The organism is Neptuniibacter sp. 1_MG-2023, assembly GCF_030547185.1.
In the GTDB taxonomy this organism is placed as follows: domain Bacteria; phylum Pseudomonadota; class Gammaproteobacteria; order Pseudomonadales; family Balneatricaceae; genus Neptuniibacter.
Map to the genome: position 1 here is coordinate 21,612 of NZ_JAUOQR010000009.1, position 21,146 is coordinate 42,757.

The 21,146-nt window shown below is 41.8% G+C and carries 16 protein-coding genes; 10 read left to right on the forward strand and 6 right to left on the reverse strand.

All coding sequences use genetic code 11. The features are described 5' to 3' along the window. Positions 1-23 precede the first annotated feature (23 nt). From Q4492_RS11000 to Q4492_RS11030, 7 genes are all read left to right on the forward strand, one after another. Positions 24-1,469, forward strand: coding sequence for a deoxyribodipyrimidine photo-lyase (locus tag Q4492_RS11000; RefSeq protein WP_303417868.1), 1,446 nt, complete (start codon positions 24-26; stop codon positions 1,467-1,469). An 89-nt stretch (positions 1,470-1,558) separates the two neighbouring features. After that, positions 1,559-1,777: a TIGR02450 family Trp-rich protein gene (locus tag Q4492_RS11005; protein ID WP_303417870.1), complete on the forward strand. Its 219-nt coding sequence runs from the start codon at positions 1,559-1,561 to the stop codon at positions 1,775-1,777. Between the two features lie 200 nt (positions 1,778-1,977). Then, positions 1,978-2,316, forward strand: coding sequence for a DUF413 domain-containing protein (maoP, locus tag Q4492_RS11010; protein WP_303417872.1), 339 nt, complete (start codon positions 1,978-1,980; stop codon positions 2,314-2,316). Between the two features lie 64 nt (positions 2,317-2,380). Further along, positions 2,381-2,548, forward strand: a complete 168-nt coding sequence (locus Q4492_RS11015; protein ID WP_303417874.1) for a hypothetical protein — start codon at positions 2,381-2,383, stop codon at positions 2,546-2,548. Positions 2,549-2,553: 5 nt separating this feature from the next. After that, positions 2,554-2,964, forward strand: a complete 411-nt coding sequence (locus Q4492_RS11020) for a MoaF N-terminal domain-containing protein (protein WP_303417876.1) — start codon at positions 2,554-2,556, stop codon at positions 2,962-2,964. Between the two features lie 277 nt (positions 2,965-3,241). Then, the gene (locus Q4492_RS11025) at positions 3,242-4,678 is read left to right on the forward strand and encodes a rhomboid family intramembrane serine protease (protein ID WP_303417878.1); all 1,437 of its coding nucleotides are present in this window, start codon (positions 3,242-3,244) and stop codon (positions 4,676-4,678) included. Positions 4,679-4,775: 97 nt separating this feature from the next. Further along, entirely contained in the window at positions 4,776-6,131 is a 1,356-nt protein-coding gene (locus Q4492_RS11030; protein ID WP_303417880.1) for a B-box zinc finger protein, read from the forward strand. On the opposite strand, the gene Q4492_RS11035 is transcribed toward Q4492_RS11030, so the two are convergent. Further along, positions 6,128-6,946 carry a pyruvate, water dikinase regulatory protein gene (locus Q4492_RS11035; protein WP_303418077.1) on the reverse strand — a complete coding sequence of 273 codons (819 nt, stop codon included), beginning with the start codon at positions 6,944-6,946 and terminating at the stop codon, positions 6,128-6,130. The genes Q4492_RS11030 and Q4492_RS11035 overlap by 4 nt on opposite strands. Positions 6,947-7,287: 341 nt before the next feature. Between Q4492_RS11035 and ppsA the strand changes: the two genes are divergently transcribed. Continuing rightward, positions 7,288-9,651: a phosphoenolpyruvate synthase gene (ppsA, locus tag Q4492_RS11040; RefSeq protein ID WP_303417881.1), complete on the forward strand. Its 2,364-nt coding sequence runs from the start codon at positions 7,288-7,290 to the stop codon at positions 9,649-9,651. Between the two features lie 148 nt (positions 9,652-9,799). Here the strand turns inward: ppsA and rrtA are convergent, their stop codons facing one another. The 4 genes from rrtA to Q4492_RS11060 all read right to left on the reverse strand — a co-directional run bounded on the left by rrtA (position 9,800) and on the right by Q4492_RS11060 (position 15,674). Beyond that, on the reverse strand, positions 9,800-10,429 hold the full coding sequence (rrtA, locus tag Q4492_RS11045; RefSeq protein WP_303417883.1) for a rhombosortase: 630 nt from the start codon (positions 10,427-10,429) through the stop codon (positions 9,800-9,802). 18 nt (positions 10,430-10,447) lie between these two features. Then, positions 10,448-12,667: a VIT and VWA domain-containing protein gene (locus tag Q4492_RS11050; RefSeq protein ID WP_303417885.1), complete on the reverse strand. Its 2,220-nt coding sequence runs from the start codon at positions 12,665-12,667 to the stop codon at positions 10,448-10,450. A 140-nt stretch (positions 12,668-12,807) separates the two neighbouring features. Continuing rightward, entirely contained in the window at positions 12,808-14,757 is a 1,950-nt protein-coding gene (locus Q4492_RS11055; RefSeq protein ID WP_303417887.1) for a bifunctional diguanylate cyclase/phosphodiesterase, read from the reverse strand. A 185-nt stretch (positions 14,758-14,942) separates the two neighbouring features. Next, positions 14,943-15,674 (reverse strand): helix-turn-helix transcriptional regulator, encoded by a 732-nt coding sequence (locus tag Q4492_RS11060; protein ID WP_303417889.1) that lies wholly within the window; start codon positions 15,672-15,674, stop codon positions 14,943-14,945. Between the two features lie 169 nt (positions 15,675-15,843). Here Q4492_RS11060 and Q4492_RS11065 point away from each other — a divergent pair, with 169 nt between their 5' ends. Next, on the forward strand, positions 15,844-16,698 hold the full coding sequence (locus tag Q4492_RS11065) for a PA4780 family RIO1-like protein kinase (RefSeq protein WP_303417891.1): 855 nt from the start codon (positions 15,844-15,846) through the stop codon (positions 16,696-16,698). A gap of 5 nt (positions 16,699-16,703) precedes the next feature. Here the strand turns inward: Q4492_RS11065 and Q4492_RS11070 are convergent, their stop codons facing one another. Continuing rightward, a complete protein-coding gene (locus Q4492_RS11070) occupies positions 16,704-17,651 on the reverse strand; it encodes a LysR family transcriptional regulator (RefSeq protein WP_303417893.1) in 948 nt (315 codons plus the stop codon). A 150-nt stretch (positions 17,652-17,801) separates the two neighbouring features. On the opposite strand from Q4492_RS11070, the gene Q4492_RS11075 reads away from it, so the two are divergent. Next, entirely contained in the window at positions 17,802-20,873 is a 3,072-nt protein-coding gene (locus Q4492_RS11075) for an FAD-binding and (Fe-S)-binding domain-containing protein (protein WP_303417895.1), read from the forward strand. Positions 20,874-21,146: the final 273 nt, after the last annotated feature.

Sequence of the window (21,146 nt, forward strand, 5' to 3'; positions counted from 1 at the left end):
TTAAACTTTTTTATTGAGATGTCGTGAAAAATATAAAACTAGTTTGGTTTAGAAATGACCTTCGTACCCGTGACCATCGTGCCCTTTATACGGCCTGTGAGCATGTTGCTCAGAGCACAAGTAGCGCTGAAATGGGTGTTATTGCCGTTGCTGCGATTTCATCTAAACAGTGGATGCTGCAAGATGAATCTAAGAGTCGAGTTCAGTTTTGGTTAGCTAATCTCCATTCATTAAAGGATGAGTTGGCTGGGCTTAATATTCCGTTAAAGCTTATTCATGCAGAGACTAATCAAGAGATCCCACAGCAGCTACTTAGATTAGCTAAGCAATATAATGTAAAAGCTCTCTATTTTAACGATGAAGTACCAGAATATGAGCAGCAACGAGATCAGCAAGTAGAACAACTTTTTCAACAGCAAGGGATAGGTTGTCATCGTTTTGAATCAGATCTAGTGCTTCCAGCGGGGTCTGTGCTTAACCAACAAGGCTTGCCTTATAAAGTATTCACACCATTCAGTAAGGCTTGGCGACAACAATTTATACAGAGTGAGCAGGGGCCTTTACCCGCTCCCCAGCCTTTGTCGTCTAAGGTTTATACTGCTATTGAAACGGATAATATTCCAGAGGATATAGGTTATGGCCTAAGGCTTGGAGCTGACTGGAATAAACAGATCTGGCCAGCAGGTACAGAAAGTGCGCATCGGAAGCTACAGCAGTTTGTGTCAGAGCAGTTAACCGATTATAGCCAGTTAAGGGACTTTCCTGCGCAAACGGGAACCTCCTCACTTTCACCTTATTTAAGTGTTGGTGTACTAACAGCAAGGCAGTGTATTGCAGGTGTGCAAGCTTATTCAGATGATCCTGAATGGTTTTATAATCAATGGGTTACTGAGCTTATTTGGCGGGAATTCTATCGTCATCTTTTAATTCTTTTTCCTGAAATGAACCGTTGGAAACCCTTTAAACCTGATATAGAAAAGAAAATAGCTTGGCAGCATGACAAAGCCAAATTTGATGCTTGGTGCAAGGGTGAAACAGGCTTTGATATTGTTGATGCAGGGATGAAGCAGTTGTTAGAAACAGGATGGATGCATAATCGTGTGAGAATGATAACGGCTTCGTTTTTAACAAAACTACTGCGTCAAGATTGGCGTTTAGGTGCGCGTTTTTTTATGCAGCATTTAATTGATGGTGATTTTTCTTCTAATTTAGGTGGTTGGCAGTGGAGTGCATCGGTTGGTGCTGATGCAGCGCCTTATTTTAGGATTTTTAATCCAATGCGACAGGCTGATCGTTTTGATGCAAAAGGCCTTTATTCTCAGCAGTGGTTGGACTTGGGCCATCCAGGCGACACCAATATGGATACTGATCTATTGGGTGATGCTTTGCCTTCTGATTTAGGCCAACGACCTCAACCTATTATTGATTATGCAGCTGAACGTAGGCGTAGTATTGAAGAGTACCAGTAAGTATTTAAACGTACCTTAATGCTGATCTAGGCTAGCGGGTTAATATTTATGGTTATAACCTTCGTTATTAATTGGGCAGAATTTATCAAATGAATCAATTTAATCCTAATAAACTCCTGCTTTCCAAGTGGACGGCGGTTAAGCCGGTCGAGAAAAGGAAACACTTTATTGTCACTGAGCTTGTTAAGGATGAGTTGGAACAACAGGTCATCGGTTGTGTCTTAGAAGCGGTGATCAATAAACAACAATTCCCTATGGATTTTAATGAGTTGAAAGACCAAAATCGATGGTTGCAAGGCTGGATATAAAAACCTCAATATTTTGCTTCTTTAAATACTTCTATTCGTCATCTTTTAGGATTATTATCGCAAAAAAACTGATCGGTGGTGTGTGTTAAAGCCGTTGTGAATGAGGCTGTTAGCATCTAAATCTTTCCTCAAGGTTAAAGAGAACCACTCGATTTTTCTATTGTCAGCGATATTACTTAATAGATTTGGGGAGCATGTAGATGCAACTTGATGACGCTTTCAAGTCAGATAAATTATTTAGAGATCCTAAAAACTTTCCTTACGGTTTTGCACGCAGTGGTGAGTTCACGCGTGAGCAAGCCCAGTTAATTGAGAATCATGGTCATGCTTATATTGAATTAGCATCAGGCGCACGCGCCCCTTTATGTGATCAAGAGCAATCGTTTATGGCGTTCTGCAAAGGTGATAAAGACGCAGAATCTCTCCATGAGCGAACTTGGAAGCGTTACCAAGATAAAGTAAACCGTAAAATAAACTGCTATACCTTGGCGAGTATTCCTTCTGTATCGGATGATGATACCTCCGATGATGACGATTAAGGGTTTTAACCTTTATAAAAACAGCACCTCTAAGCCTTTATAACGCTTAGAGGCGCTATTCATAATGTCTTTTGATAAAGTACTCAAACAGTCAGCACTAAAATACCAGTATAACTACGTCGATGTATTGTTTTGTTCGTCTAAACAGAATGATGCATCAGCTGTTGGCGAAGCGACCCGATCGTTGCTCTTTAATCTCAATCTGAGATCTAATCCAAGACTAAAATGGTAACTATTATGAAAAAGGCAAACGGCTTCTATTCACTCGTTTTACCATTCTTTTGTTTACTATTCGCGGTTGGAAATACTTATGGCGACGCTTCTGAAACGACTCGAGTTCTGAATGGAACTCAAATCACGTATATGTACTCGAGTGGCCGTTCATATAATGTGAAGTTTGAAGAGAAGGGAGTTAGCTACCGCTATCTGACAGGCTCAAAACCGGATGTGTGGTGGGGGCCTTTTCCATATCAAGCAATGGAGGTGGAAGATAATCTTTATTTTGCCTCCTGGTTTGAGAAAGGCTACGGTGATTACGTTACCTTGCTGATTAATTTTGATAAAAACGTTATACATGGCAGTGCCATTATAGGTGGAAACGAAGTGCACTTTCATAAAGCTGAGCTTGTGGAGGTTGCTAAGCCTTGAGTCTTTATCTGTGGTTAGCAGATTAAGATAATAGTTATAAAAACCACTGATTACAGGCTATATGCCCCATTGTTCGATGGGGTATCTTATCAGCGATATAGGCTTAACTTGTGTCAGTTAGGATTTAATTGGTTTTGAGTAAGTCTTCTAACTCTCTGTTTTTGATTAATTTTCATAGAAAGGCAGGCATAAGCTTTTAACCGTGCTAGTCTTTCCTAAAGACTGATAATAATAAGATAAATGATAACTGTAGATCAGAGGATGGATCTGACGCGTTATGGTCATTATACCAACGGAAAAACGATTTGATTGGAAGCGCCCTCCAATCATGCTGTTCATCTTGGTGCTCACCAATGTGATTGTTTTCTTTGTATATCAAGGAGGAGATGAAAAAAAGCTTCAAGGTGCTTTAGATCGTTATGACAGGTTGGAATACTTTGAAACAGAGTGGCCTGTCTATCTTGATTATCTTCAAAGTAATGATGTTCCTGAAGCTATTATCTCCGATTACCAAACACTTTATAACCAAGGCCATCACCAGCAGCTTAGTTTTTATATCCTTAGCGATTTTCACTTTCTTGACTATTTAAATGCCCACTGGGTTAGTTTTCAAGAACCTACAAAAGGGGATTATTGGAAAGATAGGCGGCAAATACACGATGAATTTGAATCAACCGCCCTTTATGGTTTCGGTTTAAAGCCTAAAGATCTTGGTCTTGCTGAATTAGTCACCTATCAATTTTTGCATGGTAGTCCTATGCACCTATTTGGAAATATGTTTTTCCTCGTTATTTTCGGTTTTGCTGTTGAAGCAGCTATAGGGCACTTTCGGTTTCTTCTGTTTTACCTTGTCTCCGGTATCGCTGGTGGCGTTCTGTTTGTCATGGTCAATCAATACAGTCCAAATGCGCTGGTGGGTGCCTCCGGTGCTATTTCCGGAGTGATGGCTATGTATTTAGGTGTGTTTCGTTTTAGGAAGATAGAGTTTTTTTACTGGTTTTTTGTTTTTGTTGGTTTTATTCGAGCCCCAGCACTGTTTATTCTCCCGCTCTATATAGCAAATGAGCTCTATAACTATCTCACTTATACGGACTCTAATGTTGCCTTTATGGCTCATACAGGGGGCTTTATTAGTGGGGCTATCTTGATATTGACTGCATTGCTGGTCGATCCAAAAATGTTGGATGAGGAATATCTGGCAGAGGATGAGGTTGAGTCTCCAAAGCAGAGAGATTTAGATAAAATTTATAAAGCCTTAGGCCGTTTCTCTTTTGATACGGCTTTAAAAGCGTTAGATGAGTTTATTGATACTTATGGCGAAGATTTTGACCTGCTGAAATTGAAATACTCAATATTAAAAGGACGTGAAGATCCAGAGCAGGAAGCCGCACTTATCAAGCTATTGAATATGGAAAAACTCAATCTTAACCAGTTGGAAAGGGTGGAAACACTTTGGTTAGATAATGAAAGCCTGAAACAGAGCATGTCTAATGATGAGGTTCTTCAGCTAGGCTGGCGCTTGTCAGCCTTGCCTAGCCTAATGACCTCTGAACAGATTTTTATTTATCTTTATTCTAACGGGATCAAAAATGAGACCTTGAGCCACTTTGCAAGAAAGCTTTCCATCGGCTTTGGTGAGCGAGAGCATGAGGCGAAAAAAGTAAAATATGAAAAAGCGGCTGTTGAGATCTATGAACGATGCCGTAGATATTAAATGTTATAGAGCTAGGATGACTCATTAAGTGATATGGGTGATTTAATACGCCGAGTTTTTATCGGTTTAACAACCGCTTGTAGGAGTTAAATGCAATATGGAGTATTGCAAATACCATCCACTAACTGCAGCAACCTATCATTGTGAACATTGTCAGATCAGTTTATGCGATCACTGTATTGATGATGATCCTGAATACCCCGAGCCGCGCTGTTTTGTCTGTGGGGGTGAGGTTGATAGTTTAGGTTCTGCCGATATCGCGCCTTTCTGGCGGAGGTTGGATAGTGCTTTTCAATATCCAATGAATAAACAAACTATATTATTGATCATGATTGCATCGGTTCTCACCTCTATAGGTGCATTTATTGGCGGGATAACGGGTTTTTGTATATCTCTCGCAATAACAGCTATCACAACCAAATACAGTTTTCTGTGCTTACAAGGCACGACAATGGGGGTTCTCAGAGCACCTGATATGAATGAAGCGTTTTCCGGCGGCTTTAAAATCATATGGCATATTATTGTGATATTGATTGTTATCAGTTTAATGATTTCAGGTGTTGAAAGAGTCTTTGGGGGGCTTGTTGCCGTCTTATTTTTGATCTTTTGGATAGTCTGTTTGCCTGCTGTTTTTATTAACTATGCGCGGTTTGAGGATATAGGCCCAGCGATTAATCCCATTGAGATTGGGCGATTGGTTGTGACGCTAGGTAGTGCTTATCTGCTCTTACTATTATTTATTACGATCATGATGGCTTCGGTTGGTACCTTGCATGAGATATTAGACGAGCAATTCTATTTTTTCTCGGCGGTTTTACAGAGCATCGTCTCTTACTATTATCTGATAGTGATATTCCACTTAATGGGTTATCTCATTTTTCAGAAACAAAAAGCATTAGGTTTTTCTAGCCGTTTAGAATCATCGACACCTTCAGATCAACGCTCTGAGAAAAATAGAGTGTTGTCTAAAGTTGATATTCTTACCAAAGAGGGTGACTTTGAAGGGGCGCTGGCTACGTTTAAGCAGGGGACTAAAGTCGTCATCAATGATTATGATTTTTATAGCCGTTTCTTTGATTTTCTTTGTGGCATAAAGAGAATCAAGGAGATCGATAATCTCTTAGTCGATTATTTAGCGATTTTAAAAAACTATGGTCGGGAGAATCTATTAACAACGGTTTATCAGCGTATTTTGCTGCTCGATAAGCAATATGTACCGGCATCACCTGAAGTGCGTTATCAACTCGCCCTAGGGTGCTTTGATTCGGGAAAATCCCTTTTTGTTGTGAAATTACTGAATGGTTTACACCGGGATTTTCCTGATTATAAGGAGCTTATACCTGCATATGAGCTGATGGCTAAAGCACTCGATGATCTTCCGAATAAAAAGCATCAAGCCGAAAAATTTCGTGGATTAGTGCAGCAGTTAAAAGAAGCCTCAACGCAGGACTAATTCATCCTGCGATTGAGCCCTGCTTGCGCCATAATTCGGGTAGATATCTCTTCTATAGAGAAGTTGGTTGTATTAATACTGGGAATATTAAGTTTCTTAAATAGCTTCTCTACTTCACGCACTTCAAAATCACACTGGTCTAGAGAAGCGTATTTACTGTTAGCGCGGCGCTCATGCCGTATTGCCGCTAACTGAAATGAGTCAATTGTTAAGCCGTATAGCTTATGTCTATATTTTTCAAGAACATCAGGTAACTTATTGAATTCTAAGTCTTCTTCTGTGAGAGGGTAGTTGGCCGCTTTGATTCCAAACTGCATCGCCATATAAAGGCAGGTGGGTGTTTTACCGCATCGAGATACACCCACTAAGATAATATCGGCATTTGCATATTGGCGTGTTCTGGCACCATCGTCGTTGTCTATTGCGAAGTTGACGGAATCAATTCTATCTTTGTAACGCGTCTGCTCAACAATACCGTGGGACTTACCAACAGAGTAATTCGAGCGGGCATTGAGTTCGCTTTCGAGTGGTTTTAAAAAGCTTGAAAAAACATCAATTTTGAATGCGACAGATTCAGCAATAATGGCGCGAATATCTTCATTAACTACTGTATCGAAAATAAGCGGTCTTGTGCCATCTTTAGTTGCTGCATTGTTGATACGAGATACCGCTTCTTGCGCTTTTTCGGGCGTATCTATGTAAGGAAGTGTTATCTGCTCAAACTCTATACTATCGAATTGGGCTAAAAGACTGTGTCCTAAAGCTTCAGAGGTAATGCCGGTGCCATCAGAGATAAAAAAAGCTGTTCGTTTCATCATTGGTTTATAAATATAGCGGACAATAGAGTGAGCACTATAACAGATTGGCTAAAGTAGAGGGATTTTGATCCGGCTTAAGTAGATCTGAAAAACACTATAAATAGAGTTTTAAGTCTGTAAATGCATTCGGGCTCTGCGATTTTCGCCTGTTTTAAATCATTTAAACTGGGCTTGGTAAGGATTTTTTGTTTTCACTCAAGTAAGATCAAAGTCAGATTAGCGCTCTTTTCGACGTTTAATCACATTATAATAAGTAGGAAAAGGTCAGCAAAATGTAATGCTGATAGATCCCCATGGGGTTGATAAACAGTTACGACAGCCGAGTAGGAGATAGACCGTTGCAGAACTATGTACTGCGCCTTGATCAGGTAGGTATGAATGATATAGAGAAAGTGGGTGGTAAAAACGCTTCTCTAGGGGAGATGTTGCAAGAGCTGGCGGGGGCAAATGTTAAAGTCCCGAACGGCTTCGCAACGACCGCGCTTGCCTACAAAGATTTTTTAACTTATGGCGGCTTAGAAGACCAAATTAAGGATAAGCTAGAGCAACTGGATACGAATAATATCCAAGATCTTAAAGAGGCAGGAAAAGCAATTCGTGCCTTAATTATGGGTGCTGAGTTTCAACCGCAACTTAATAGCGCGATTGAAGCCGCTTGGGCAGAAATGTCTAATGGCGAAGATATTGCGGTCGCTGTCCGTTCATCTGCAACAGCGGAAGATCTTCCAGATGCATCCTTTGCCGGCCAGCAGGAAACCTTTCTTAATGTTCGCGGGCTTGAGGATATTAAAGCCTCGATAAAAGAGGTGTTTGCATCGCTGTACAATGACAGAGCCATCTCCTATCGCGTTCATCACGGTTTTGAACATAGCGAAGTGGCCTTATCTGCCGGTGTTCAGAGAATGGTTAGAAGTGAGACCGGTGCTTCAGGTGTTATGTTTACCTTAGATACTGAGTCCGGTTTTAACCATGTGGTCTTTATTACTGCTGCCTATGGGTTAGGTGAAACCGTTGTGCAAGGTGCGGTAAATCCCGATGAGTTCTATGTTTATAAACCTACGCTTAAAATGGGTGCGCCTGCGATTATTCGCCGAACTATAGGTTCTAAAGCGATCAAGATGGTTTATTCCGAACCCGGTTCCGAGAGCCCCGTTTCTACTGTTCAGGTTAGCCCAGAAGAGCGCTGTAGCTTCTCTATTGATGATGGCGATGTGGAAACGCTTGCTAAGATTGCTCTAGAAATAGAATCCCATTACGGGCGTCCTATGGATATTGAATGGGCGAAGGATGGGGATACAGGTGAAATATTTGTTGTACAAGCACGCCCTGAAACGGTGAAGAGCCGCAGTAATCAGGCTGTGATTGAACGCTATTTACTGAAAGAAACAAGCCGAGTTCTAGTTGAGGGTCGCTCTATTGGCCACCGAATTGGCTCCGGCAAAGTACGTATTGTCTATGACCTTAGCGAAATGGATAAGGTCCAACCCGGTGAAGTACTTGTTACGGATATGACAGACCCTGACTGGGAACCTGTTATGAAACGCGCCGCTGCAATCATTACTAACCGTGGTGGGCGTACTTGTCATGCGGCGATTATTGCCCGTGAACTAGGTATTCCTGCAATTGTTGGTTGTGGTGATGCGACAGAGCAGTTTGTTAATGGTCAGTTGGTGACAGCATCTTGTGCTGAAGGTGATACTGGGCGAGTGTATGAAGGCAAGTTAGATTACGAGCATCAATCTAATAGTGTCGAATCTATGCCGGAGTTACCTTTCCAAATTATGATGAATGTTGGAAATCCGGATAGGGCGTTTGATTTTCAGGCGTTACCTAGTGCTGGAGTCGGTCTTGCGAGATTGGAATTTATTATCAATCGCATGATTGGTATACACCCTAAAGCCTTGTTGAACTTTGATCAGCAAGCTCCTTCATTACAGCAAACGATTAAACGTCGTATCTCTGGTTATAAAAGCCCCGTCGATTTTTATGTTGACCGTCTTGTTGAGGGTATATCTACCTTGGCAGCGGCTTTCTATCCAAAGAAAGTGATAGTGCGTATGTCGGACTTTAAGTCCAATGAATACGGACACCTGATTGGCGGTGATATGTATGAGCCAAACGAAGAAAACCCTATGTTAGGGTTTCGTGGGGCTACTCGGTATATATCAGAATCATTTCGTGATTGCTTTGAGTTAGAGTGCCGAGCGCTTAAGCGTGTTCGTGATGAGATGCAGCTAACCAATGTGGAAGTGATGATCCCATTTGTGCGCACCCCAGGAGAGGCTAAGCAAGTGGTTGATCTTCTTGCGGCTAATGGTCTCAAACGAGGAGAAAATAGCTTACGTGTCATTATGATGTGCGAGATACCTTCCAATGCTTTGTTGGCTGAAGAGTTTTTAGAGCATTTTGATGGTTTCTCTATAGGGTCAAATGATTTGACTCAGTTAACATTAGGGCTCGATCGAGATTCTGGCGTTATTGCCCATCTTTTTGATGAACGAGATGAAGCGGTTAAAAAACTACTCTCTATGGCGATCTCTGCTTGTAAAAAACAAGGTAAATACATTGGTATTTGCGGCCAAGGCCCATCAGATCATCCTGATCTTGCGCGTTGGTTGATGGAACAGGGGATTGATACAATTTCCTTAAATCCAGATTCAGTGTTAGATACGTGGTTTTTCTTAGCTAATAACGAAAAATAAAGCTTAACCGCTTGGTTTAAGGGAGATTACTTATCGAGTGATCTTCCGCCAAGCGGGTTTTCTATAGCGCATTACCTGTAGGCTTATCCTCCTGTCTTTTTGAGCGTAAACGCTCGCCTTAAGTGAATACTCTTTTGCTTTTTAATCGTTATTTCGCCGATCGGTTTCGTCTATATAGGCACCATAGTGCAATGCCAATTGCTGCGCCAATTAGATGAGCGGGTGGATATAGGCTCCATCCCTCTGTGACAAATAGAGCGTTTTGAGCCGTTAGTTCTACGATGGTTTTAATGAGAATCATAAGCAAAGGAACAAGGCCCAGTAGGGATGGTTCTTTTTTATACCAAAACAGAGCGGTGAGGGTGATCACTGTATATAGAACACCTGAGATTCCTGCATAGCTTTCAAGGCTTGAAAGAGGTGAAAGTAGGTACAGATCTAACGCCGTAGCGGAGACAACTATTCCGTATATTAAAAGCTTAGGGCTTTGCTTTTCGAGATAAAATGCGGCAACAGAAAAGGTTGTTAAATCCCATAACAGATGGTTCCACGAGCTGTGTATTAAATGGCCGGTTATCAGCCGCCAATACTGTTGTTGTTCGATAATGGCGACGTAATCAAAACTTAATGAGTGAAGCCCTACTAAGCTGTTGGGTAGAACACCTAAAATCAACATTATTGCGCAGGCTATAAGAGTTACATAGGGGGTGGAGCCTTTATGAGGCGAAAGCCCCCCCCTTGGGGAGGCTGTGAATGTGTCGTTAAATAAGGAACGCATAATCATCATACCTTGCTATTAAACGTCTTTAGAGCGGTTTGAATGAGAGCGACTTAATTGAACTAATGCAATACTGGCGGCCATCAAGATAACCAACCAAGGGGATATGGCGCCACCTCCGGATCCAGAGCGGCTAGGCGATACGGATGCACGCTGCTGACTTTGGTTGGGTTGAGCAGAGGACGAGTCAATAAACATCGGCTGTTGTTGATCAACGCGGTTTTGCTGTGCCGTAACGGGTTGTTGTGCACGTAACTCGCGGGCTTTCTGTTCTTTCTCTACCCGTTGCTGATTATTACGTTGAATGTTTAATGCTTTAAATACCTCATCTCGTACCACAATCATTGAGGTGTAATCTGTTACTAAACCATATTCAATAGCCGTATCCGTTATCGCTTGCTCGGCGTCTTTATCTGTTCCTAAATAATCAATCTTTGCTTGTAGCTCCTCAATTGCTGCATAAGCCCATAAACGTTCGAGTTCTGGATGCTGAGTGGATTGTTCTGGAAGCATAAAACGTGTTTTGTAGCTCTTCTCTTTGCCATTAACAGTACCTGTTAATGTGATTTCAGCTTCGCCAGGCTGATAATAGTGACCAAAGACAGTTAACTGCTGACCATGATAAAGGGTGTTCGCTAAACGAGGTTTTACGATCTCTTTACTACGTACGCCTGATACTTTTAGGCTGACATCGCGCATAGCTGCATGAGACATTTTGCCCTTTGCTAGCATTAATTGGCCCATAATGTCGTCAGCATTAGAGATTGACATAGCAAAGCCATTAGATACCCGTGTCATCTCCTCTAGTAGAGGGCGGTTGGCACTATTACCCATAATAAAGGTAAATAAGCGCGCATCACGTTTTTCTAGGAGATTAAGGAATTTTGATTTCTCAGTTTCACCAACATTAGCAACACCATCAGTAACAAGGATAATCGCAGTGCTACGGTCGGAATCTAGTTGATCAATGCCATTTTTTAATCCTGCATATAGGTTGGTGCCATTTCCGGGTTGTACATTATCAAGCTGGGTCATAACGCGCTTAATGGTCTGTTTATCTGCGGGTTGATAACCTTGAGTGAAATTCTGTGCCTGATTATTAAAGAGAACGACTTTAAAACGATCTTGAGGCGGTAGCTGTCCCAGTCCCTGACGTACACCTTCTACTAAACTTGAGAATTTACCTTGCATTGAGCCGGATATGTCTAAGACGAAGACCCAGTCTCGTCCTTGTGTAACAAGAGGTAGATCAGTACCCGGTGTTAAGGTTAGCTTAAAGGTACCTTTACTGTTATTCGCCTCTTTATAGCTAATCATATCGACGCTGGCAGGAAGCCCCTCAGCTTGCCTCCAGTAGAGAAGAATATCTTTATTTAATTGTGTCAGTGTTGTTGGTTGGTTAAGTGTTTTTGTATCTGTTTCATCGTTAAGGTCTAAATGAGTGGGCGTATTCGTGTCCGGTGTTTCCAGGTCCGGTGAGATAGTGTGATCAATCCTATTGTGTACCTGTGTAGCGGTTTGGTTAATGAGCGCAGCTTGCCATTCATAAGGAGCGACTTGTTGTAGTTGGGCATTTGGATGTTGAGGCATGCGCAGCCCATCGACTGGATAGCTTGTACGCAGTTTTACATTAAAGGTAAACGCTTCTTCAACGGTTTCATTGCGGCTCCAAAAGCTGTGTTTTTCAACATCTACACCGCCATCTTCAAGTGGATAAACATAACGACCTATACCTGTGTCCGTTTGAGTGTTTTGTAGATAGACCAGTTTTATTTTTACGTCTTGGTTTGCTTTAACTGGAAAAACGGAGATATCAAAAGTTTTATACTTATCTTTTTCCACAAGAGCTGTTTCATTGCCTTGTGCTTTCTGTTGTTCATAAACCTGTCGTGCTTGTTGCTTTTCGACGACTTCGCCAGTGACCGGTTTACCATCTATCCAGTAGCTGAACTCGCCAACAGCCGCTTTTTCTGGCACAGGAAACGAATAGATCGCTTCGAGGTCATTGCTGTTGGGATTGTGGAAGGTCTGCTCGATGGTCGTGGTGGCATACATATCTTCGATAACAACATTAACGTGGTGTTCTTTGATCTGTAAGTCAGTGTAATTTGCATTATGGGGTTTGAGTAAGCCCGCAGCTTCTATGGAAGGTGAATAGAATAGGGATGAGCTTAAACCAAAGCTTAGACCTAACGCTGTTAAGAGTGCTGTTTTGTGTGTGCTTGTTAAGTTAGTCATTATGTTTCCCTCGTGAATGAACGAGGGAAAGATTGATGGAATTTGTTTTTAACTAATACGTTTCTATGTAAAGTTACGAGATATTGAACTTTAGGTATTATATTTCAATACCATAACTTGTTTTTGGTTGAGTAAGACGCTTATTGCATTGATGTGGTTTCAGCAATGGATTGAAAGGAGGCGCCAAATTGATTTGTGAGATCCATATAGTTTTGGGGTTTGCTAAATAAATAGCCTTGTAAATAGTGAACGCCGAGCGTTTTTAGTGTGTTTTTTTGCTCAACTGTTTCTACACCTTCAGCAACAACTTTATAGTTAAGTTCATTGGCCATTAGCATTACTGCTTTAATAATAGTCGCTCCATTTGAATCTAGTTTGTTGACGAAGGAGCGATCAATCTTAACAATATTTACCGCTAGGTCTTGAATAACTGATAATGATGAATAGCCGGTTCCAAAGTCATCGACGGAGATAAAAAAACCTAAGGTTTGTAGCTGTTTAATTGCCTGTAAAAGCTTTGGCTTATCACTAGAGAAAACTGATTCTGTAATCTCGATATGGAAGAGGTTAGTATCAACTTGGTACTTATCTATCATATTCCTAACGATGTTTACAAACTCAGCATCTTCAAATTGAACGATAGAGACATTGATACAGATTTTTATATTTAAGCCATCTTGCATCATTAATTTTTGCTGTTGTATCGCTTTCTCAAGCACCCAATAGCCAATCTCTCGTATAGCGCCATGTTTTTCTGCTAAAGGGATAAACACATCAGGGGGAATCGCTTTTCCTTTATGCTCCCATCGCAGCAAGGCTTCCACAGCGTGGCATTCACCATTTCTAGTATCAATGATAGGTTGATACACAAGGTTAAGCTGTTTTCTAGAAACTGCCTTTCTGATAGCGGAAGAGAGTGCAAAGTCGCGTTGTACCTTTTCTGCTAGATCTTTGCTAAAAAGCACATAGTCCGTTTTTTGTGTATGTTTATTTTCATACATTGAGACATCGGCGAAAGAGATCAATTCCTCTATAGATTGGCTATGGCTGGGAAAAATAGATACGCCAATGGATGCATTTAAGTCAATTTTATACTCATCAAATATAAAGGTAGATTCAATCAGGGTATTGATTTTATTGGCAATTATCTCGACTTGTTTTTTGTTAGTTGTTTTAGCAAGGATAATAAATTCATCGCCACCCCAACGGCAGATTAAGGCATTATTATCGAAATTCTCTTTTAAACGTGATGCCAATTGTTTAAGAAGAGTATCTCCCACATGATGTCCGAAATTATCATTCACTGGTTTAAAACTGTCTAAATCAATAAAAAATACAGATAGATGTTTGTCTTTGGCAGTATGTTTTATCTGCTCATTTGCTGCTTCGATAAAGGCGGGTCGGTTTAAGAGCTTAGTGAGTGAGTCTAGCTGACTTAATTCAATGATCTTGTCTGTTCTTGATTCAACTTCACTTTGCATGTTTTTGAGCAGTAGAGTGTGTTGATAGCGGAGCCTGATGGAGTCTAAAGTGAATCGAGCCGATTTATACGCACTAAAGAATATAATGCCAGCGAAGATTAAGCCTAAAACCCCTAGTAGTTGGTGCTCAGGCGTACTTGATGAAGTTAATAGTAGTGAATAGGGGACGAGTAAAATTTGCGGGTAGAGGATTGCAAGCAGTAGATCTCCGGATAAAACGGTGGATGCGCCGCCTGCTAAGGTTGCAACAATAACCATTGATATACAAAGTTGATAAAGATCAGAGTCGGAATAAAAGTAAATACAATAAAAGGCCCAGAGTGAAGCGGTAAGTAATGCGCCTATGCGGAACCGTAAGAGGTCGCTGGATGTCCCTAGTTCGCCTTGTTTTGACTTAACACACCAAGTGTAACTGTGGAATAGTCGCCATAGCATCAATAACAATACAGCTACCCACCAGCCCAGTCTTACGTATGCATGGCTTGTTGAATCAAACCAAAAGACTAAGCCTGAAGCAGCGGCTAGCATTATTAGAAAGCCTGCATAGGAACTCCGATAGAGAAACTCTAATCGATCATTCAGTTCAACTTTATGATTACAGGAACGCAATATCAAACTCCATTAACATAAAAAACACTTTTTATGTCAGATAAAAAACGACCAGAGCCTACGGTAAGTGTAGTTAACTTATACTTAATTGATTTTGTAAGTGTATTCCTAGATTCGCATTCCTTCCAGTAGCGTTTTGTTGAACAAGGTTAGCGCTAACCGTTTTCTGTTTTTATAAGGGATATTTACTTACTCATTTTCTTAAATAGAGAGTACTGCCATTGGCGAATGGCTAAAACCATAGTTGTGCCATTTTTTTGCTGGCTTGGTGCTGCATGATCCTCTTGCATCAGTTCATTAAACTCAGCGGCTAAGCGCTCCATCTTTTTTTGTAAGCGGGCGTTAGAGCTATCGGTAAGGATCGCGTTGGTGACGATGAGTTTTTCGTTAGCTTTATCAAAACGAGAATTGAAAAAGTCTTGTTCTACCTTCTCTTGAAAGAACTGCTGTATGGGACCATTTGGTAACCAGTGAAAATTAGGGGCGACTAAAAGTTTGACTCTATTGTTGGGTAGTAGATCTATAATTTTTAATCGATCAAGCTGTGCTAACTTTTGAATACAGGTAGTTTCAGGGATATCATATGTGTAGATAATATCGTCATAAGACATACCGCTTATAACGCTTACAGTGATTAGCAGAAGGGTTAAATCGTTAGCGATCTCTTTTTCCTGCTCTCGGGTTAGCTGTATGAGTTGATGTTGCGCTTTACTCATCCGTTGTACTAACTCGGATAGCTCGATATTTAGCATATCGCAAATGCGCTCTAAGCGTTCTAAGGTAAAGTTTTTATCTGCAAAAAGGCGCTTTACTGATGCTTCACTCAGTTCTAGAGCGTTAGCAACATCCACATAGGTTTTTCCTTGTGCCTTCAACTCGCGCTTTAGAGTATCAATCAGTGGTCCTGCTTGTGCCATAAATAAGCCTTTAAATAGAAAGGAGATCGGGTTGTTATCTTATCTGAAACAATAATTGCGCGTCAGTAAGCGTTTAACGAATACTCTTGTTAAAAAGATCGGCGGATAAAATTGCTTCTTTTTATTTCATATAGTTTCATATGTACTCTAATCCATGTATAAGGGCACCATGAAAATCCCTAAAAGAATACAACCACTTGTTGATGATGGTCTAGTCGATGAAGTTCTCAGGCAGTTAATGAGTGGCAAAGAGGCGGTAGTGTACGTGGTACGTTGTGGATCAGAGATCCGTTGTGCCAAAGTTTATAAAGAAGCGGCAAAACGTAGCTTTAAGCAAGCCGTACAGTACCAAGAAGGCCGAAAAGTGCGGAATAGTCGCCGTGCGCGCGCCATGGAAAAAGGTTCTAAATTTGGTCGAGACCAGCAGGAAACTCTTTGGCACAATGCTGAAGTCGATGCTCTTTACCGTTTAGCTGCGGCAGGGGTTAGAGTTCCTGAGCCTTATGGCTGTTTCGACGGCGTTTTGCTGATGGAATTAGTTACGGACGATAATGGTGAAGTCGCACCACGTCTTAATGATGTGGCGATGAGTGCCGAGCAGGCCTTAGCGGATCATGCGGTTGTGATTCGCGATATCGTTAGAATGCTCTGTGCCGGCTTAGTTCACGGTGACCTATCTGAATTTAATGTGCTAGTTGATGCCTACGGCCCCGTTATTATTGATCTTCCTCAGGCGGTTGATGCGGCAGCGAATAATCACGCCCAGTGGATGCTGGAACGTGATGTTAATAATATGCGTAGCTATTATGGGCAGTACGCGCCGGAGCTATTAAATACGCAGTATGCTAAAGAGATCTGGGCACTCTATGAAGAGGGCGATCTAACCCCCGATACTGAATTAACTGGGTTATTTGAAGAGAGTGGCGAAGCCGCTGATGTTGATTCAGTTCTACTTGAGATCAAAGAAGCCTTTGCTGAAGAGCAAGAGCGCCTTGCGCGTATAAACGACTCAGAAGAGTCTTGATTGATTTAGGTTAAGGGAGCCGCTTTAGTTACATGATTGGGTAATTGAGTCGTTTTAAAATAGTCCTGTAGCATAATGATCATTGTTTCTGCGGCAGGACTTAGCGCGCGACCTTTACGGGTAATAATGTAAATTTTCCGTTGTAGTTCAGGTGATTGTAAAGGCACAAATATTAGCGTTGAAAAAGCGCTAGTGCTGGCCGCAAGTGCCGGAAGTATAGAAACACCTAGCCCCGCTTTTACCATATCTGCCAGTCCCGCTGGGGTTGAGACTTCAATCAATGGGCTTTGGGTGTTTAATCCCAGATTGTTTTCCCTTTCTAATTTATATAACTGTGAACGGGTGCCGGTATCTGTGGTTAAATGGATTCTTGGTAGTGAGCTCACCTGTGCCCAACTGAGTTGTGTCGCTTTACTCATAGGGTGGTTTGAGGGGAGAACAATACCGTACTGATCCATTAAAACCGGTTGATAGTTTAATTCCGGTTGATTCGAATGATTACCTCCTAAGCCAAAATCCACATCATTTTCTAATACCCGTTGTTCGATGCCACTCGCATTATCATCACGCAGATAAAGCCCTATATTGGCATAGGCTTGATGGTAGGATTTAATAATCTCGGGTAGCATTCTGCCGATCATTGAGGGCGAGGCCGCAATACCAATCTTACCTTTTTGTTGAGAGGTGGTTGCTTTTAGGTCATTAAAGGCAGTATCAAAATCGGAGATTAGCTTTTCAGCCACTGGGAAGAAGTTTTCCCCTTCGCCGGTTAGCATCACGCGGCGGGTTGTGCGGTCAAACAGCTTCAATTCCACCTGCTCTTCGAGCTGTTTTATGGTGGCGGTAAGTGTTGATTGAGTCAGGTGCAGGTTTTCGGCAGCCCGCGTAAAACTACCACTTTTGGCAATTTCAGTGAAAGCACGTAGATGGCGTATAGATATATTATTCGACATAATCAATTAATTAATAGAATTTTATCGTTTGATTGATAAATAACAATTCTGCATCATAGCACCCAATATCACAAATTTGAGCAACAACCGCGATATAAGCCTGATTTTTGAGCAGATCAGTGCTGCGGTTGCCTATAGAGGTCCTAAAAGATGATCCCTCGTCTTTCGCAAGTCGAAACCACTAACGCCCTGTATCTTGATTATATTGATGCACTTAAACAAAACGGTTTTTCCGGTGATCTAAACCCCGATTACGCGAACCGCATTGTGCTATCTACGGATAACAGTATCTACCAGATGTTACCGCAAGGGGTGCTTTACCCGCGATCAGAACAGGATTTGGTACTTATTGCTAAGTTGGCGGATGAAACGCGGTTTGCCGAGGTGAAACTAAGTGCCCGTGGCGGTGGTACAGGGACTAATGGTCAATCTTTAACAGACGGTTTGATCGTTGATGTTTCCAAGCATATGAATCAGGTACTAGAGATCAATGCAGAGGAACGCTGGGTCCGTGTTCAGGGCGGTGTAGTTAAAGATCAATTAAATCGTGCTCTAAAGCCGTATGGTTTGTTTTTTGCACCCGAGCTATCCACCAGTAACCGTGCAACCATTGGGGGCATGATCAATACCGATGCCAGTGGTCAAGGCTCTGTTATGTACGGAAAAACCCGTGACCATGTGCTTGAGCTTAACTCAGTGTTTCTCGGCGGAGAGGTTTGGTCATCTAAGCCTATTACGGATGACGAACTGGCTGAGATCAAAAAGCGTGACGACAAAGTAGGCGAGGTGCATCGCCAAATTGATGCGATTTTCACTGAAAAGAAAGAGCTTATTGATGCGAAATTCCCTAAGCTTAACCGCTGCCTTACCGGTTATGATCTTGCACATATTCGCGATGAAAACGGTCTTTTTAATCTAAATTCTGTGTTGTGTGGTGGTGAAGGCTCTCTCGCTTTTATTACGGAAGCGAAGCTTAATGTTTTATCTATTCCCAAATATGCAGCGCTGGTTAATATCAAATACGATAGTTTTGAAACCTCATTGCGTGACGCGACAGACTTAATGGAGTTTGGCCCAACATCTATAGAAACTATTGATTCTAAAGTACTTAACTTGGCAATGGGCGATATTATTTGGGATACAGTCAGTGCTTATTTTCCAAGCGAAGCGGGCGAGCCTGATATAAAAGGGATCAACTTAGTTGAATACACCTCTGATGATGAGGCCGCATTAAAAGCAGATGTTGCAAAGTTAGAAGCCCATTTAAAGACCGTTGAAGGTGAAGAGGGTAAAAGCTTTGGTTTCTCGGTGGTCTATGGCGCGACGGAAATTAACAAAGTCTGGGCCATGCGTAAAAAGTCGGTTGGCTTATTAGGCAACGCTAAAGGCCAAGAGCGTCCTATCCCTTTTGTTGAAGATACCGCGGTTCCACCAGAAAACCTTGCTGACTTTATTATGGAGTTCCGTAAGGTCTTAGATGATAGAGATCTGCCATATGGCATGTTTGGTCATGTGGATGCGGGTGTTTTACATGTTCGTCCGGCAATCGATATGAAGGATGAGCGGCAAGAATCGCTGATTCGTGAGATTACTGACCAAGTGGTGGCACTCACGGTTAAATATAAAGGGCTTTTGTGGGGGGAGCACGGTAAAGGGGTTCGGTCGGAATATTCACCTGAATTTTTTGGTGAACTCTATCCTGAGCTGCAAAAAATTAAAGCCGCCTTTGATCCACGAAATCAAATGAACCCTGGCAAGATTGCTACCCCTGCAATTGACGGGGCTGAACTGCTTAAAATTGATCAAGTGCCAACCCGTGGTCAATTTGATCGTCAGATCAGTGCTGCTGTACGGGAAGAGTATGACTCTGCCATGTTCTGTAACGGCAATGGTGCATGTTTTAACTATGATCCGAATGACGCTATGTGTCCCTCTTGGAAAGGCACGCGTCAACGTATTAATTCCCCTAAAGGCCGTTCGTCATTAATTAGAGAGTGGCTTCGTTTAGTGGAAAAAACAGGTACTGACTTACAAGCTGAATCAGCTAAAGTGAAAACCCGTTCGTTTATCGCTTCACTGCCGAGTCGTATTAAAAATACATTGGCAAAAACAAAAGATAATGAATATGACTTCTCTCACGAAGTACATGAATCCATGATGGCTTGCTTGGCTTGCAAATCTTGCGTTGGTCAGTGTCCCATTAAGGTTAATGTTCCCGATTTTAGAGCGCGCTTTTTAGAGGTGTACTACGGGCGTTACTTGCGTCCAGCTAAAGATTATATGGTGGGCAGTTTGGAATACATGATTCCATGGCTGGCTAAGTTTCCGGCACCTTACAACTGGGCTATGAAGAATAGGGCGCTTAAAGCTATTTTCCGTAAACATGTAGGTATGGTTGATAGCCCAGCTATTTGTACCAATAGTCTTATTTCTGGCATGAAAGCTCGGGGGGTTCAATTTGCGACGCCTGATCTTATAAAAGATTTAAGTGCGGAGGATCGTGATAATGCCGTTATTATCGTACAGGACGCTTTTACGAGCTATTTTGAATCTCAACTTGTCTTGGATCTAGTTGATCTCTTAACGGGCCTAGGTTTTTATGTGCTGATGGCACCCTTTAAACCCAACGGCAAGCCACTACATGTGCATGGTTTTATGAAAGCGTTTGAGAAAGCTGCTGAATCTAATGGGAGCATGCTTAAGGCTTTAGATGAAACCGGTGTACCTTTGATTGGTGTTGATCCCTCAATGACCTTAACTTACCGTCAAGAGTATGGGTATGTTATACCTGAAAAAGATCTACCTAAGGTTCAGTTGATTCAGGAGTGGTTGGTAACACATGTTGATCGCCTTAAATCCTATAATTCAGCCAATTTGCCGAGCGCTGAATTTAAGTTGCTTGCGCACTGTACAGAAAAAACCTCCGAAGCCCCATCTATTCGCCTTTGGCAGGAAATTTATGAAGCTATGGGGCAAAAGCTAAGTATCCAAGCGGTCGGCTGTTGCGGCATGTCGGGGACTTATGGTCATGAGACTCAAAATGCAGAGACCTCTAGGACGATCTACCAATTGAGTTGGTCCGATGTGGTAAATGCGCCTGAGAATAAGAATAAGCTGGTTGCTACCGGTTATTCGTGTCGTAGCCAAGTTAAGCGAATAGATGAGCAAGTTATTCCTCATCCTATTCAAATGTTACTGGCTCAGTTGAAAACTAAACATTAGTAGTGATTTTCTTGCCGTATAAAAAACGCAGCTAATTGAGCTGCGTTTTTTTATTTTATTTGAACCTATATTGATTGCCTTTGTACTGATTTTGCATGTGCGAGAGGGTTTTGATTGAGAGTGCCTAATCTCCTGTTTGTGGTCAGTGATTATTGGGGTTTTACGTCATTAAAAACCTTCGCTTGGTCATAAATGAATTTTGCTAAGTTGTTTTTTTACGATTGAAGAAGAGATCATATTTATCGTAGATTCTGTGCATAGTGCACAATGGCA